General features: G+C 73.7%; 11 protein-coding genes. 9 read left to right on the top strand and 2 right to left on the bottom strand.

Going from position 1 to position 15,323, the window contains the following annotated elements; genetic code table 11:
- Positions 1-73 precede the first annotated feature (73 nt).
- The 3 genes from FE251_RS14045 (at position 74) to FE251_RS14035 (ending at position 3,650) form a co-directional block, all read left to right on the top strand.
- Positions 74-2,650 (top strand): ATP-dependent Clp protease ATP-binding subunit, encoded by a 2,577-nt coding sequence (locus FE251_RS14045; RefSeq protein ID WP_139073360.1) that lies wholly within the window; start codon positions 74-76, stop codon positions 2,648-2,650.
- 205 nt (positions 2,651-2,855) lie between these two features.
- Positions 2,856-3,026: a CsbD family protein gene (locus tag FE251_RS14040; protein WP_139073362.1), complete on the top strand. Its 171-nt coding sequence runs from the start codon at positions 2,856-2,858 to the stop codon at positions 3,024-3,026.
- A 150-nt stretch (positions 3,027-3,176) separates the two neighbouring features.
- Positions 3,177-3,650, top strand: coding sequence for an RNA polymerase sigma factor (locus tag FE251_RS14035; protein WP_139949082.1), 474 nt, complete (start codon positions 3,177-3,179; stop codon positions 3,648-3,650).
- A 150-nt stretch (positions 3,651-3,800) separates the two neighbouring features.
- Here FE251_RS14035 and FE251_RS15895 read toward each other — a convergent pair whose 3' ends face one another.
- Positions 3,801-4,346, bottom strand: a complete 546-nt coding sequence (locus tag FE251_RS15895) for an NUDIX hydrolase (RefSeq protein ID WP_139073364.1) — start codon at positions 4,344-4,346, stop codon at positions 3,801-3,803.
- Between the two features lie 88 nt (positions 4,347-4,434).
- Between FE251_RS15895 and FE251_RS14025 the strand changes: the two genes are divergently transcribed.
- Together FE251_RS14025 and FE251_RS14020 are read left to right on the top strand one after the other, a co-directional pair.
- Positions 4,435-5,727: a hypothetical protein gene (locus FE251_RS14025; RefSeq protein ID WP_139949081.1), complete on the top strand. Its 1,293-nt coding sequence runs from the start codon at positions 4,435-4,437 to the stop codon at positions 5,725-5,727.
- Between the two features lie 91 nt (positions 5,728-5,818).
- Complete coding sequence (locus tag FE251_RS14020; protein WP_179954761.1) at positions 5,819-6,829, top strand: pirin family protein; 1,011 nt, start codon at positions 5,819-5,821, stop codon at positions 6,827-6,829.
- A gap of 10 nt (positions 6,830-6,839) precedes the next feature.
- On the opposite strand, the gene FE251_RS14015 is transcribed toward FE251_RS14020, so the two are convergent.
- Positions 6,840-7,166, bottom strand: coding sequence for a GNAT family N-acetyltransferase (locus FE251_RS14015; protein ID WP_330998294.1), 327 nt, complete (start codon positions 7,164-7,166; stop codon positions 6,840-6,842).
- Between the two features lie 97 nt (positions 7,167-7,263).
- Here FE251_RS14015 and ppdK point away from each other — a divergent pair, with 97 nt between their 5' ends.
- The 4 genes from ppdK (at position 7,264) to FE251_RS13995 (ending at position 15,232) form a co-directional block, all read left to right on the top strand.
- Positions 7,264-9,975 carry a pyruvate, phosphate dikinase gene (ppdK, locus tag FE251_RS14010; RefSeq protein ID WP_139073368.1) on the top strand — a complete coding sequence of 904 codons (2,712 nt, stop codon included), beginning with the start codon at positions 7,264-7,266 and terminating at the stop codon, positions 9,973-9,975.
- 146 nt (positions 9,976-10,121) lie between these two features.
- Positions 10,122-11,237 (top strand): bifunctional 2-methylcitrate synthase/citrate synthase, encoded by a 1,116-nt coding sequence (locus tag FE251_RS14005; protein ID WP_139073369.1) that lies wholly within the window; start codon positions 10,122-10,124, stop codon positions 11,235-11,237.
- Between the two features lie 36 nt (positions 11,238-11,273).
- Positions 11,274-12,296 (top strand): glucose-6-phosphate dehydrogenase (coenzyme-F420), encoded by a 1,023-nt coding sequence (gene fgd / locus FE251_RS14000; protein WP_139073370.1) that lies wholly within the window; start codon positions 11,274-11,276, stop codon positions 12,294-12,296.
- Between the two features lie 44 nt (positions 12,297-12,340).
- Positions 12,341-15,232 (top strand): FAD-binding and (Fe-S)-binding domain-containing protein, encoded by a 2,892-nt coding sequence (locus FE251_RS13995; RefSeq protein ID WP_139949080.1) that lies wholly within the window; start codon positions 12,341-12,343, stop codon positions 15,230-15,232.
- Positions 15,233-15,323: the final 91 nt, after the last annotated feature.

Genomic DNA, 15,323 nt, shown 5'->3' with positions numbered 1-15,323 from the left:
GAGCACCCCGCGGTTAGCCTTGATGAACGCTGCAGACCGGGAGCACCGGTCACGCTGCCCGTAAGGAGCCCCCATGTTCGAGAGATTTACCGACCGAGCCCGTCGCGTGATCGTCCTTGCCCAGGAAGAGGCACGGATGCTCAACCACAACTACATCGGGACCGAGCACATCCTGCTCGGGCTCATCCACGAGGGCGAGGGTGTGGCCGCGAAGGCGCTGGAGTCCCTCGACATCTCCCTCGAGGGCGTGCGGCAGCAGGTCACCGAGATCATCGGTGAGGGCCAGCAGGCCCCCGGCGGGCACATCCCCTTCACCCCCCGGGCGAAGAAGGTGCTCGAGCTGTCCCTGCGCGAGGCGCTGCAGCTGGGCCACAACTACATCGGCACCGAGCACATCCTCCTCGGCCTCATCCGTGAGGGCGAGGGTGTCGCGGCGCAGGTGCTCAACAAGCTCGGCGCCGACCTCAACCGGGTGCGCCAGCAGGTCATCCAGCTGCTCTCGGGCTACCAGGGCAAGGAGGCCGTCGCCGCCGGCGGCCCCGCCGAGGGTCAGCCCTCCGGCTCCGCGGTGCTCGACCAGTTCGGCCGCAACCTCACCCAGGCCGCCCGCGAGGGCAAGCTCGACCCCGTCATCGGGCGCGAGCAGCCCATAGAGCGTGTCATGCAGGTGCTCTCGCGGCGCACGAAGAACAACCCCGTCCTCATCGGCGAGCCCGGCGTCGGCAAGACCGCCGTCGTCGAGGGCCTGGCCCAGGCCATCGTCCGCGGCGACGTGCCCGAGACGCTGCGGGACAAGCAGCTCTACACGCTCGACCTCGGCTCCCTCGTCGCCGGCTCCCGCTACCGCGGTGACTTCGAGGAGCGCCTGAAGAAGGTCCTCAAGGAGATCCGCACCCGCGGCGACATCGTCCTGTTCATCGACGAGATCCACACCCTCGTCGGCGCCGGTGCGGCCGAGGGTGCCATCGACGCCGCGAGCATCCTCAAGCCGATGCTCGCCCGCGGTGAGCTGCAGACCATCGGTGCGACCACGCTCGACGAGTACCGCAAGCACATCGAGAAGGACGCCGCCCTCGAGCGCCGCTTCCAGCCGATCCTCGTGGACGAGCCGACCGTGGCCCACACGATCGAGATCCTCAAGGGTCTGCGCGACCGTTACGAGGCGCACCACCGCGTCTCGATCAACGACGAGGCCCTCGTGGCCGCCGCGACCCTGGCCGACCGGTACGTCTCCGACCGCTACCTGCCGGACAAGGCGATCGACCTCATCGACGAGGCGGGCGCGCGCCTGCGCATCCGCCGGATGACCGCCCCGCCGGAGCTCCGCGAGCTCGACGAGAAGATCTCCGAGGTCCGTCGCGAGAAGGAGTCCGCGATCGACGACCAGGACTTCGAGAAGGCCGCCGCGCTGCGCGACGACGAGAAGCAGCTCGCCGCACGCCGCGTGGAGCGGGAGAAGGCCTGGAAGGCGGGCGACCTCGACACGGTCGCGGAGGTGGACGAGGACCTCATCGCCGAGGTGCTGGCGATGTCGACCGGCATCCCGGTCTTCAAGCTCACCGAGGCCGAGTCCTCCAAGCTCCTGCACATGGAGGACGAGCTGCACAAGCGGATCGTCGGCCAGGAGGCCGCCATCACGGCGCTGTCCCAGGCCATCCGCCGCACCCGCGCCGGGCTCAAGGACCCCAAGCGTCCCGGTGGCTCGTTCATCTTCGCCGGCCCCACGGGCGTCGGTAAGACCGAGCTGGCCAAGGCGCTCGCCGAGTTCCTCTTCGGCGACGAGGACGCGCTCATCCAGCTCGACATGAGCGAGTTCTCCGAGAAGCACACCGTCTCGCGGCTCTTCGGCTCGCCCCCCGGGTACGTCGGCTACGAGGAGGGCGGCCAGCTCACCGAGAAGGTGCGCCGTCGTCCGTTCTCCGTCGTCCTGTTCGACGAGGTGGAGAAGGCCCACGCGGACATCTTCAACTCGCTCCTGCAGATCCTCGAGGACGGTCGCCTCACCGACGCGCAGGGCCGCGTGGTGAACTTCAAGAACACCGTCATCATCATGACGACGAACCTCGGCACCCGGGACATCGCCAAGGGCGTGCAGACCGGCTTCCAGGCGAGCGGCGAGCTGTCCAACGACTACGAGCGGATGAAGTCGAAGGTCAACGAGGAGCTCAAGCAGCACTTCCGGCCCGAGTTCCTCAACCGCGTGGACGACGTCATCGTCTTCCCGCAGCTCACCCAGGAGCAGATCGTCCAGATCGTCGACCTGATGATCGCCCACCTGGACGAGCGGATGCGCCAGCAGGCCATGACGATCCGGCTGACCGACGCTGCCAAGCTGCTGCTCGCCGAGCGGGGCTACGACCCGGTCCTCGGCGCCCGGCCGCTGCGCCGCGCGATCCAGCGGGAGATCGAGGACGTCCTGTCCGAGAAGATCCTGTACGGCGAGTTCAAGACCGGCCAGACCATCGAGGTCGACGCCGAGGGTGAGGGCCTGCTCGGGGAGTTCAAGTTCCGTGCGCTGGACGAGGGCTCCGTGCCCGCGCCCGAGCCGGTGGCCGTCGGTGGCACACCCACCGTCGAGCAGCGCCAGATGCCGACCGCCCCGTCCGGTGGCGGCGCGGGCGGCGGCGGCCAGCTGCAGCCCGGCTCCTGACGGTCCGACGAGGGCCCGGTCTCCCCGACGAGGGGTGACCGGGCCCTCGTCGCGTCCGCGGACCTCCGCCGGGACGAGGGCCGAGTGAGCACCGGGCCCGGCGCGGCCCGCTCGTCGTCTCGACGGGCGGTGCGGCGCGGGCGACCGTACGGTGGCAGGCAGACGGGACCGGCCGTGGTCTCGCGTGACGGAAGGAGGCCGCCCCATGGGTGCCGACGACAAGATCGAGAACACTGCCGAGAAGACCTCCGGGAAGATCAAGGAGGCCGTCGGCGACGCGACGGACAACCGGGACCTTCAGGCCGAGGGCAAGAAGGACCAGACGAAGGGCAGCCTCAAGCAGGCGGGCGAGAACATCAAGGACGCCTTCAAGTAGACCTGCTCCTCGAGTGCCCCGCGGGACGTCTCCCGCGGGGCACTCGTGCGTCCGGCCGGAAACCGTGCGCGGCTCGTGCAAGATCGGGGCGGGCGGCGACACAGGCAGGTCGGTGGGACCTGCCCGCCGTGGACGACGAGAGGGGCGCCAGTGCGCGACGAGGCGTGGTTCGACCAGCTGTACCGTGACCACGCGACCGCCGTGTACCGCTACTTCCTGCGGCGCGCGCCCGGCGGCGACGCCGAGGACCTCACCGCCGAGGTGCTCGCCACCGCGTGGCGACGGCGGGCCGACGTGCCCGCCGAGGCCGTGCTGCCGTGGCTCTACCGCACGGCCGGCTACGTCCTGGCCAACCACCGGCGCAAGGTCGTCCCGGTCCCCGTCGCCACCGTGCCTGATGCCCCGACCGACGACGGCGACCCCCTGCTCGCGGCGCTCGCGGACGACGACGCCCGCACCGCCCTCGCCGCGCTCACCGAGCGTGACCGGCAGATCCTCGTCCTCCACGCCTGGGAGGGCCTGAGCGGGGTGGAGCTGGCCGAGGTGCTCGGGATCTCCCGGGGCGGGGCCGACGCCGCGCTGTCCCGGGCACGGTCCCGGCTCGCCGCCGCCTGGCCCGACTGACGGGCCCGGGCGTCCCGCGGACGTCGGCTGTCGTGCGGAAGTCGGCTGTCGTGCGGAAGTCGGCTGTCGCGGGGAAGTCGGCTGTCGTGCGGAAGTCGGCTGTCGTGCGGAAGTCGGCTGTCGCGGGGGGCGCGGGCGGGGCTTGCCAGGTCAGGGCAGGAGGCGGGCGCGGGTGAGGGCGACGAGCTCGACGAGGTCGGCCTGCGGGTCGGGCAGCGCGTCCGCCGGCCACCACGCGACATCGAGGGACTCCTCGGAGACGGCGTGCACGGCGTCGGACGGGGCGACGGCCACGAACCGGACGTCCAGGTGCGTGGCGCCGCCACGCGGGTCGCAGAACGGCACCGGGTGGGCGCTGAGCTGGACGGGGACCGGGTCGAGCACGAGCCCGGCGACGCCGGACTCCTCGGTGGCCTCGCGCAGCGCGGCGGCCGCGAGGGACGCGTCGCCCGGCTCGACGTGCCCGCCGAACTGGAACCAGCGCCGCGCCTTGCGGTGGAGGGTGAGCAGGACCCGCCCGCCGTCCGGGGAGACGACGATCGTGCTGGCGGTGAGGTGGTCGGGGTAGCACTCGCGCAGCGCGCCGAGCGGCTCGGCGCGCAGGTGGGCGACGTAGCGGTCGCGCAGCTCGGCCTGCCGCGGGGTGGGCGGGGTCCACTGCTCGAGCAGGGTGAGGGCGGAGGCGTGGAGGGTCACGTCGGCCAGCCTGCCACGCCGTCGTGCAAGATCCGTCCCGCCCTCGACACATGAGGGGCAGAGAGCCCGATCGAGACCTGGAGGACCGATGGACGAGGACGAGGCACTGGCCCGGCTGCGCGCCGCTGACCCTGCCGCGGGCGCCGAGCCCGACGCCGAGCGGCTGGCCGAGCGGACGGCCGAGCACCGGGGCGACGAGCTCGCGGCGCGCCGTGAGCGCCGCACCCCACGCTGGGCGGCGGTCGCCGCGGTCGCCGCGGGCGCGCTCGTCGTCGGTGGCGCCGGGTTCGGGATCGGGCGTGCCGCCACCGACGCCCCGGCGCCCCAGGCGGGCACCGGGCAGGTCGCCACCACCCCCGAGACCATGGCGGGTGGTGGCGAGGCCCGCGCGTCGGCCGACATGTCGTTCCCCGGCGGGATGGGCGGACGCACGACCTTCACCGCCCAGGGGCTCGGCGACGAGCGGTCCACCGCCGCGGCATGGGCGCTCGACGCCGCCGGCACGGTGAGCGCCGAGACCGCCTCCCGGGCGGCCGAGGTGCTCGGCGTCGAGGGGGAGCCGCGGCAGGAGGGCGGCTGGATCGTCGGCCCGGTCGACGGCAACGGCCCCACCGTGGAGATCGGCAACGACGGCAACGCCTCGGTGTGGTTCTACGACCCGGCGATCGACGAGCTCCTCACGGACGTCGAGCCGATGCCGCTGCCCGAGCCCGCGGAGGGCTCGGCCGCGGAGGAGGGCATGAGCTCCTCGAGCGGGGACGCGGGCGTCCCCGACGTCGCCCCCGCGGAGCCGACGGGTGAGGGGCCCGAGGCGGACGCCGCGACCGACGGTCCCGGCGCCGTCCTGCGCGAGACCCTCGCCGCGCTCGGTGTCGACGCCGACGCCGCGGAGTACGAGGTCCAGCCGCACTGGTCCGGGGGTGAGCTGCAGAGCGTCGTCGCCCACCAGACTGCAGGCGGCGCGCGCACCGGCCTCATGTGGAACGCCGAGGTCGCGGGCGACCGGGTGTACACCCTCAGCGGCCCGCTCGCCCCGCTCGTCCCGCTCGGCGACTACGAGGTCGTCAGCCCGACCGAGGCCGTGGCCCGGCTCGGCGACCCGCGCTTCGGCGGGTCGGAGGTGTGGCGCGACGACGTCATGCGGATCATGCCCGCCCCCGACGAGCGGGACTGGAACGCCCCGCCGGCCGCCCCGCCCGCGGCCGGGGACCCCATCCCGTGGTCGGTCACCGACGTGACGATCACCGCCGCCGAGCTCGGCCTCATCGAGCACTGGACCGACGGCGACGCGGCGCTGCTGCTGCCGGCCTACGAGCTGAGCGACGCCGACGGGCGGACCTGGCGGGTCCTCGCCGTCGCGGACGAGCAGCTGGCGTTCTAGGAACGACCCTCAGGCGGACGCCGTCCCGGGCGGGTTGGAGGGCCCCCCGGGACGGCGTCGACGTGTAAGCGGACCGGCGTAGCCTCGGGTGGTGACGAACCTCGAGCGCCGTCCCCAGGAGCGGGTGTGCGTCGCCCGGCCCGGTGAGGGCGTCGAGCTCGTCGCGCCCCGCGACGTGCCCCTCGGCGGGCCGCGGGCGATGACGGTGCGGCGCACGCTGCCCTCCCGCGAGCGCTCGCTCATCGGCGCGTTCTGCTTCCTCGACCACTACGGCCCGGACGACGTCGCGGCCACCGGTGGGATGGACGTCGCGCCCCACCCGCACACCGGCCTGCAGACCGTCACCTGGATCTTCTCCGGACGGGTGCTCCACCAGGACGCCCTCGGCTCGGTGCAGACCATCGAGCCCGGGCAGCTCAACCTCATGACCGCGGGGCACGGGATCAGCCACTCCGAGGAGAGCACCCTCGCCCGGTTCCCCGCGGAGCGCTCCCTGCACGGCGTCCAGCTGTGGACCGTGCTGCCCGAGGCCACCCGGCACGGCGACCGGGCCTTCGAGCACGTCGCGCAGGTGCCGTCCTTCCGGACCGACGGCGCCCACGTCCAGGTTTTCCTGGGCGCCCTCGGCGGACTCACCTCCCCGGCCCGGGCCGACACCCCGCTCGTGGCCGCGCAGGTGGACCTGGCCGCGGGGGCGACCCTCCGCCTCCGCGTCGACCCCGCCTTCGAGCACGGCGTGCTCCTGGACTCCGGGGAGCTCACCGTCGCCGGCACCGCGCTCGAGCCGGCGTGGCTCGCCTACCTCGCCCCGGGCCGGGAGGAGCTCGTCCTGCAGGCCGGGCCGGAGCCGGTGCGGGCGGTGCTCGTCGGCGGTGAGCCGTTCCCCGAGGAGGTGCTCATGTGGTGGAACTTCGTCGGCCGCACCCACGAGGAGGTCCTCACCGCCCGGGACCAGTGGCAGGCGGCCCTGGCGGGCGACCCGCAGGGGGCGGCCCGCTTCGGGACCGTGCCGGGGTACGCGGGGGCGCCGCTGCCGGCCCCCGAGCTGCCCAACGTGCGGCTGCGACCCCGCCGCCGGCGGGGGCAGCCCGAGCGACGCTGAGCCGCGGACCTCAGGCGACGAGGTCGGCGTACTCCGGGTGCCGCTCGACCCACCCGGCCATGAACGGGCACCGCGGCAGCACCCGCAGGCCGTGGTCCCGGGCCGTGTCCAGCGCCGTCCGGGCGAGGGCCGAGCCGACGCCGTGCCCCTCGGCCGCCCTGTCCACCACCGTGTGGGTGAGGACGAGGACGTCGCCCTCCCGCTCGTAGAGTGCGACGCCGAGGAGCTCCTGCCCGGACGTCGCCTCGTACCGGTGCCGCTGGGGATTGTCCTCCACCTCGATCTCAGCCATGCGGCACCGTAACCGGTTCCACTGCCACAGGCTCGCGGAGCGCACCTGGGCACTACGTCACAGGCCGGATGTGACGGACGTCGCTAAAGTGACGAACGCCGGCGAGGCGCGCTCGCCGCGTGAAGCAGGACGGGGAACGCTGATGGCGAAGTACGTCTACCGCTTCAGTGAAGGCGGTATGGACCAGAAGGACCTGCTCGGTGGGAAGGGGGCGAACCTCGCCGAGATGAGCCGGCTGGGGCTGCCTGTCCCGCCGGGCTTCACCATCACCACCGAGGCGTGCCGGGCGTTCATGCGCGACGGCGTCGTCCCGGCGGACCTGCGCGTGGAGGTCACGCTCGCGCTGCGCGAGATGGAGGACTCGCTGCGCCGCGGGCTCGGTGACTTCCACGAGCCGCTGCTCGTCTCCGTGCGCTCGGGCGCGAAGTTCTCCATGCCCGGGATGATGGAGACCGTCCTCAACGTCGGCCTCAACGACGCCTCCGTCCAGGGGCTCACGGAGTACACCGGGGACGAGCGGTTCGCCTGGGACTCCTACCGGCGGCTCATCCAGATGTTCGGCAAGACCGTGCTCGACATCGACGGTGACCTCTTCGCCGACGCGCACGACGCCCTCAAGGCCGAGCGCGGGGTGAAGGACGACACCGAGCTCACCGGTGCGGACCTGCGCGGCCTCGTCCGGACGTTCAAGGAGATCGTCCGCGAGCAGTCCGGGCAGGACTTCCCGCAGCACCCGCGCCAGCAGCTCGACATGGCCATCGAGGCCGTGCTCCGCTCCTGGAACACCGACCGGGCCGTCCTCTACCGCCGCCAGGAGGGCATCCCGGGCGACCTCGGCACGGCGGTCAACGTCCAGGCGATGGTCTTCGGGAACCTCGGCCCGACGTCGGGCACCGGGGTGTGCTTCACCCGCGACCCCTCGACCGGGCACTCCGGGGTCTACGGGGACTACCTGCCCAACGCGCAGGGCGAGGACGTCGTCGCCGGCATCCGCAACACGGTGCCGCTCGCCGAGCTCGAGGCGATCAACCCGGAGGCCTACTCCGAGCTGCGCCAGGCGATGCGCCGGCTGGAGACCCACTACCGCGACCTGTGCGACATCGAGTTCACCATCGAGGACGGCCGGCTCTGGCTCCTGCAGACCCGCGTGGGCAAGCGCACCGCCGCCGCCGCGTTCCGCGTCGCCACCCAGCTGGTCGACGAGGACCTCATCACGATGGACGAGGCGATCAGCCGGGTGACCGGCGCCCAGCTCGGCAAGCTGCTCTTCCCGCAGTTCGACGCCGAGGCGGACACCGAGCTGCTCACCACCGGCATGGCTGCCTCGCCGGGCGCGGCCGTCGGGGAGATCGTCTTCGACAACGCCCAGGCCGTCGCACGCACCGAGGCCGGGGCCGAGGTCATCCTCGTGCGGCGCGAGACCAACCCCGACGACCTCCAGGGCATGATGGTCGCCGCCGGCATCCTCACCGCGCGCGGCGGCAAGACCTCCCACGCCGCCGTCGTCGCCCGCGGCATGGGCACCTGCGCCGTCGTCGGGGCCGACGCGCTCGACGTCGACGTCGCCCGCCAGGAGGTCCGGGTCGCCGGCCACACGCTGCACGCGGGTGACATCATCGCCATCGACGGGACGACCGGCGAGGTGTTCCTCGGCGAGGTGCCCGTCGTCGACTCCCCGGTGATGACCTACATCTCCCACGGCATGGACGCCGGCCTCGCCGCGGCACCGGACGAGGAGACCCGCGAGCTCATCGTCGCCGTCCACCGCGTCCTCAGCCACGCCGACGACGTCCGCCGGCTCGGGGTGCGCGCGAACGCGGACACCGCCGAGGACGCCGCCCGCGGCCGTGAGCGCGGGGCCGAGGGCATCGGCCTGTGCCGCACCGAGCACATGTTCCTCGGGGACCGGCGCGAGCTCATCGAGCGGGTCATCCTCGCCGGCGACGACGACGAGGAGCGCACTGCGGCGCTCGAGGCGCTCCTGCCGCACCAGCGGGCCGACTTCATCGACATCCTGCGCGCGATGGACGGGCTGCCGACGACGATCCGGCTCATCGACCCGCCGCTCCACGAGTTCCTGCCCGATCTCACCGAGCTGTCGGTGGAGGTGGCGCTCGCGAAGGAGCGGGGGGAGGTGGACGAGAAGCGTGAGCGGCTGCTCGCCGCGGTGCGCCGGATGCACGAGGCCAACCCGATGCTCGGCCTGCGCGGCGTGCGCCTCGGGCTGGTCGTCCCCGGGCTGTTCGCCCTCCAGGTGCGCGCCATCGCCCAGGCGACCGCGACCCTGCGCGCCGAGGGCGCCGACCCGCGGCCGGAGATCATGGTCCCGCTCGTCGGCTCGGTCCGCGAGCTCCAGCTCGTGCGGCAGGAGACCGAGCGGATCCTCGCCGAGGAGGGCAGGGCGGCGAACGTGCTCCTCGACCTGCCCGTCGGCGTGATGATCGAGCTGCCGCGAGCGGCGCTCACCGCCCACCGCATCGCCGAGCAGGCGGACTTCTTCTCCTTCGGCACCAACGACCTCACCCAGACGACGTGGGGCTTCTCCCGGGACGACGTCGAGGCGGCGTTCTTCTCCCAGTACCTGGCCAACGGCGTGCTGCGCATCTCCCCGTTCGAGACGATCGACGGCGAGGGCGTGGGCCCGCTCGTGCGGGCCGGCGTCGCGGGCGGACGGGCGACCAAGCCGCAGCTGAAGATGGGGGTGTGCGGCGAGCACGGCGGGGACCCGGAGTCGATCCACTTCTTCCACTCCGCGGGGCTCGACTACGTCTCCTGCTCCCCCTACCGGGTGCCGGTGGCCCGGCTCGAGGCCGGACGGGCGGCCGTCATGGCGGGGGAGGACGCGACGGCGTGACCGTGGCGCGCGGCCCCGGGGCGGACCCGGGGCCGCGCGCCCCACGCGTGCCCTCGCCCGGGCTGTTCCCCGAACGGCGACCACCCCTCCTGCCCGCGACGACGAGCTCTCCGCCCTCCGTCGCTGAGCGACAATGAGGAGTGAGCATGAGCGAGGAGATCCGCAAGGGTCTGGTCGGCGTCGTCGCCGACCGGACGGCGATATCGGAGATCGACCCGGAGACGAGCTCGCTGCTCTACCGGGGCTACGCGGTGGAGGAGCTGGCCGCGCGGTGCACCTTCGAGGAGGTCGCCTACCTCCTGTGGCACGGTGAGCTGCCCACCCGGCTGCAGCTCCTGGAGATGGAGGGGGAGGGCCGCGCCCAGCGCGCGATGGACGAGCGGGTGCGCACCGCCGTCGACCTCTTGCCGACGACGGCGCACCCGATGGAGGTCCTGCGCACCGCGGTGAGCGTCATCGGGGCCACCGACCCGTACGCCGGGGACCGCTCCTCCGACTACGCCAAGGCGGTCCGGCTGCTCAGCCAGATCCCGCCCGTCATCGCCTACGACCAGCGCCGCCGGCGCGGGCTGCCGGTCGTCCCGCCCCGCCCGGACCTCGGGTTCGTGGAGAACTTCCTCCACATGACCTTCGGGCGGGTGCCCGCCCCCGTCGTCGTCGACGCCTTCCGCATCTCCCTCATCCTCTACGCCGAGCACTCCTTCAACGCCTCGACGTTCACCGCCCGCGTCATCACCTCGACGCTCTCGGACCTCTACTCCGCCGTCGTCGGGGCGATCGGCGCGCTCAAGGGCCCGCTCCACGGCGGCGCCAACGAGGCCGTCATGGACACGCTGGAGGAGATCGGGGACGCGTCGCGCACCCTCGCGTGGCTCGACGAGACCCTGGCCGCCCGGCGCCGGGTGATGGGCTTCGGGCACCGCGTCTACAAGAAGGGCGACCCGCGCGTGCCGACGATGCGTGCGGCTCTCGGGCGGCTCGTCGAGCACTACGAACGGCACGACGTGCTCGACCTCTACACCTCCCTCGAGCGGGCGATGGCGGAGCGCACCGGCATCGCGCCGAACCTCGACTACCCCTCCGGGCCCGCCTACCACCTCATGGGCTTCGACACCCGCTTGTTCACGCCGCTGCTCGTCGCCGCGCGCGTCACCGGGTGGACGGCGCACGTCATGGAGCAGGCCGCCGACAACACCCTCATCCGGCCGCTGGCGGACTACGTCGGCGCCGAGGAGCGGCATGTGGCGGAGCACGATGGGTGAGAGGGTGGCGACCTGAGCCGCACCGGAGGGAGAAGCATGCTGAGGATCGGGTACAAGGCGTCCGCCGAGCAGTTCGGACCGGGGGAGCTCGTCGACCTCGTCGTCCAGGCCGAGCAGGCCGGGTTCGAGTCGGCGTTCATCTCCGACCACCTGCAGCCCTGGCGGCACGAGGGCGGGCACGCCCCCGCCTCGCTGCCGTGGCTCGGGGCGGCCGGCGCGCGGACCGAGCGGATCGTGCTCGGCACCTCCGTCCTCACCCCGACCTTCCGCTACCACCCGGCCGTCATCGCCCAGGCCTTCGCCACCCTCGGGTGCCTCTACCCCGGCCGCGTCATCCTCGGCGTCGGCTCCGGCGAGTCCCTCAACGAGGCCGCCCTCGGCATCCCGTGGCCCCCCGGCAAGGAGCGCCTCGCCCGCCTGCGCGAGGCGGTCGACCTCATCCGGCAGCTGTGGTCGGGGGAGCGGGTGACCTTCGAGGGCACCTACTACCGCACCGAGAACGCGACGATCTACGACCGCCCGGAGGAGCAGGTGCCGATCTACATCGGCGCCTCCGGCCCGGTCGCCACCCGCTTCGCGGGCCGCGTGGGCGACGGCTTCATCACGACGTCGGGCAAGGCTCCCGAGCTCTACACGGACAAGCTCCTGCCCGCCCTGGAGGAGGGTGCCGAGCAGGCCGGCCGCACGCTCGCCGACCTCGACCTCCTCATGGAGGTCAAGGTCTCCTTCGACCCGGACCGCCGACGCGCCATGGAGGACACCCGGCACTGGGCGGCGCTCGCGCTCACCCCCGAGGAGAAGACCGGCGTCGAGGACCCGGTGGAGATGCAGCGCCTGTCCGACGCGCTCCCCCTCGAGCGGGCCGCCTCGCGCTGGATCGTCTCCGACGACCCGGACGAGCACGTCGAGCGCATCCGCACCTACGTCGACCTCGGCTTCCGCCACCTCGTGTTCCACGCGCCCGGCCCCGACCAGCGGCGCTTCATCGAGCTCTACGGCGAGGAGGTCATCCCGCGGCTGCGGCGGCTGACCGTCCCCGGTGGTCCCGCCGCGCCGTGAGCCGGAGCGGCTTGCCGGGCGCGGGCAGTGGCAGGATTTAGGGCGTGACGACGACCGAGCCCGCCCCGCCCGCCCCGGCCGACCAGCGCTCCGAGCTCGTCGCCGCGCTGCGCGCGGCCGTCGACGGAGCGGTGCACGACGACCCCCTCCATCGCGGCCTGTACTCCACCGACGCCTCGAACTACCGGGTGGTGCCCGAGGTCGTCGTCGTCCCCAGGGACGTCGACGACGCCCGCGCCGCCCTCGACACCGCCCGCCGGCTCGGCGCGCCGGTCACCACCCGTGGCGCCGGCACCTCGATCGCCGGCAACTCCATCGGCCCGGGGGTCGTCATCGACTTCTCCCGGCACGTCAACCGCATCCTCGAGCTCGACCCCGAGGCACGCACCGCGCGCGTGGAGCCGGGCGTGATCATGTCCGATCTCCAGCGCGCCGCCCGGCCGCACGGGCTGCGCTTCGGCCCCGACCCCTCGACCCAGAACCGCGCCACCTTCGGCGGGATGATCGGCAACAACGCCTGCGGCCCGCACGCCGTGGCCTACGGGCGCACCGCCGACAACGTCGCCTCCCTCGACGTCGTCGACGGCACCGGCCGCTCCTTCACCGCCGGCCGCGGGAGCCTGGACGTCGTCCCCGGCCTCGACCGGCTCGTGAGCGCCAACCTCGCGACCATCCGTACCGAGCTCGGCCGCTTCAAGCGGCAGGTGTCCGGGTACAGCCTGGAGCACCTCCTGCCGGAGAACGGCACGGACCTGGCGAAGATGCTCGTCGGCAGCGAGGGCACGCTCGTCACCGTCCTGGGCGCGACCGTCGACCTCGTCCCCGTCCCCTCCGCGCCGGTCCTCGTCGCGCTCGGCTACCCGGACATGGCCGCCGCGGCCGACGCCGTGCCCGCCGTGCTCGCCCACGCGCCGCTCGCCGTCGAGGGCATCGACGCACGCCTCGTCGACGTCGTGCGCCGTCACCACGGCCCGCAGGCCGTCCCCGAGCTGCCGCCCGGCGGCGGCTGGCTGCTCGTCGAGGTCGGCGGGCACGACGACGCGGACGCCCTCGACAACGCCCGCCGGCTCGCGGCCGACAGCGGGACCGACGCCGTCGCCGTCGTGCCCGCCGGACCGCAGGCCGACGCGCTGTGGCGGATCCGCGCCGACGGCGCCGGCCTGGGCGGGCGCACGCCCTCCGGCGCGCAGGGCTGGCCCGGGTGGGAGGACGCCGCCGTCCCGCCCGAGAAGCTCGGCGCCTACCTGCGCGACTTCGAGGCGCTCATGGCCGACCACGGGGTCGACGGGCTCCTCTACGGCCACTTCGGCGACGGGTGCATGCACGTGCGCATCGACATGCCGCTGCAGAGCCCGGAGGGGATCGCCCCCTCGCGCGACTTCCTCGTCGCCTCCGCCGAGCTCGTCACCTCCTACGGCGGCTCGCTGTCCGGCGAGCACGGCGACGGCCGCGCCCGCAGCGAGCTGCTCCCGCTCATGTACAGCGGGGAGATGATCGACCTCTTCGGGAAGGTCAAGACCCTCTTCGACCCCGCCGAGCAGCTCAACCCCGGCGTCCTCGTGCGGCCCGCGCCGCTCGACGCGGACCTGCGCCGCCCCTACGCCCGGCCGTTGCCGCCCGTCCCCGGCGGGTTCACCTTCCACGAGGACGGCGGGGACCTCACCACCGCCGTCCACCGCTGCACCGGCGTGGGCAAGTGCCGCTCGGACAACTCCGCCGCGGGCGGCTTCATGTGCCCGTCCTACCGGGCCACCAAGGACGAGAAGGACGTCACCCGCGGCCGCGCGCGCATCCTCCAGGAGCTCGCCAACGGCTCCCTCGTGACCGACGTGCGCAGCCCGGCCGTGCACGCCTCGCTCGACCTGTGCCTCTCGTGCAAGGCGTGCTCGAGCGACTGCCCGGCCGGCGTCGACATGGCGCGCTACAAGTCCGAGGTGCTCCACCGCAGCTACCGGCGCCGGCTGCGGCCGGTCAACCACTACGCCCTCGGCTGGCTGCCCCGCTGGTCCCGGCTCATCACCCAGGTGCCCGCCGTCACCCGGCTCGTCAACGCCGTGCTCGGTGTGCGCCCGGTCGCGCGGCTCGTCATGCGCGCCGGGGGCATGGACCCGCGGCGCCAGATGGTCGGCTTCGCCACCGAGCGCTTCTCCCGGTGGGCCCGCGGCAACGCCCAGGTCGCCTCCGCCCCGACGCCGGGCGGGGAGGCCCGGCCGCGCCAGGTGCTCCTGTGGGCGGACTCCTTCTCCGAGACGCTCGACGGCGCCGGGGCGCGGGCGATGGTCCGCGTGCTGCGCGAGGCCGGCTACGAGGTGCTCGTCCCCGACGAGCAGGCCTGCTGCGGCCTCACCTGGATCTCCACCGGCCAGCTCGACGGCGCCCGCCGCCAGCTCGAGCGGACCATGGCGGTGCTGGGCCCGTTCGCCGTCAACGGGGTGCCGATCATCGGCGTCGAGCCCTCGTGCACGGCCGTCCTGCGCGACGACCTGCTCGACCTGTTCCCCGACGACCCGCGCGCCCGGAGCATCGCGGAGGGCACCTACACCCTCGCCGAGCTGCTCACCGCGCCCGCCCCGCTCGGGCCGGGGGAGGACTGGCAGCCGCCCTCGCTCGAGGGCGTCGAGGTCGTCGCCCAGCCGCACTGCCACCACCACTCGGTCATGGGCTGGGAGGCCGACGCCGCCGTGCTCGCCCGGGCCGGCGCCACCGTCACCCGCCTCGCCGGGTGCTGCGGCCTGGCCGGGAACTTCGGCATGGAGAAGGGGCACTACGAGGTCTCGGTCCAGGTCGCCGAGAACGCCCTGCTCCCCGCGCTGCGGGAGGCCGGCCCCGAGGCGGTCTACCTCGCCGACGGCTACTCCTGCCGCACCCAGGGTGAGCAGCTGGCCGGGCGCCACGGCATCCACCTCGCCCAGCTCCTCGCCGGCGAACGCCGCTAGCCGCCGTCCCGCCCCCCGCGCCAAGCCACCCCCGCCGAGCGCTGCTCCTGCACGCGGGTGTGCGCGCGATCCAGCGCTCGGCGGGTGAGGG

It is taken from the genome of Georgenia wutianyii (assembly GCF_006349365.1).
Lineage (GTDB): Bacteria > Actinomycetota > Actinomycetes > Actinomycetales > Actinomycetaceae > Oceanitalea > Oceanitalea wutianyii.
This window is presented reverse-complemented; position numbering and strand designations above follow the sequence as displayed.

What these genes read in the sequence shown, in the direction of transcription:
- FE251_RS14045 (WP_139073360.1), top strand. Translation starts at nt 74, where the DNA reads ATGTTCGAGAGATTTACCGACCGAGCCCGTCGCGTGATCGTCCTTGCC.
- FE251_RS14040 (WP_139073362.1), top strand. Translation starts at nt 2,856, where the DNA reads ATGGGTGCCGACGACAAGATCGAGAACACTGCCGAGAAGACCTCCGGG.
- FE251_RS14025 (WP_139949081.1), top strand. Translation starts at nt 4,435, where the DNA reads ATGGACGAGGACGAGGCACTGGCCCGGCTGCGCGCCGCTGACCCTGCC.
- ppdK (WP_139073368.1), top strand. Translation starts at nt 7,264, where the DNA reads ATGGCGAAGTACGTCTACCGCTTCAGTGAAGGCGGTATGGACCAGAAG.
- FE251_RS14005 (WP_139073369.1), top strand. Translation starts at nt 10,122, where the DNA reads ATGAGCGAGGAGATCCGCAAGGGTCTGGTCGGCGTCGTCGCCGACCGG.
- fgd (WP_139073370.1), top strand. Translation starts at nt 11,274, where the DNA reads ATGCTGAGGATCGGGTACAAGGCGTCCGCCGAGCAGTTCGGACCGGGG.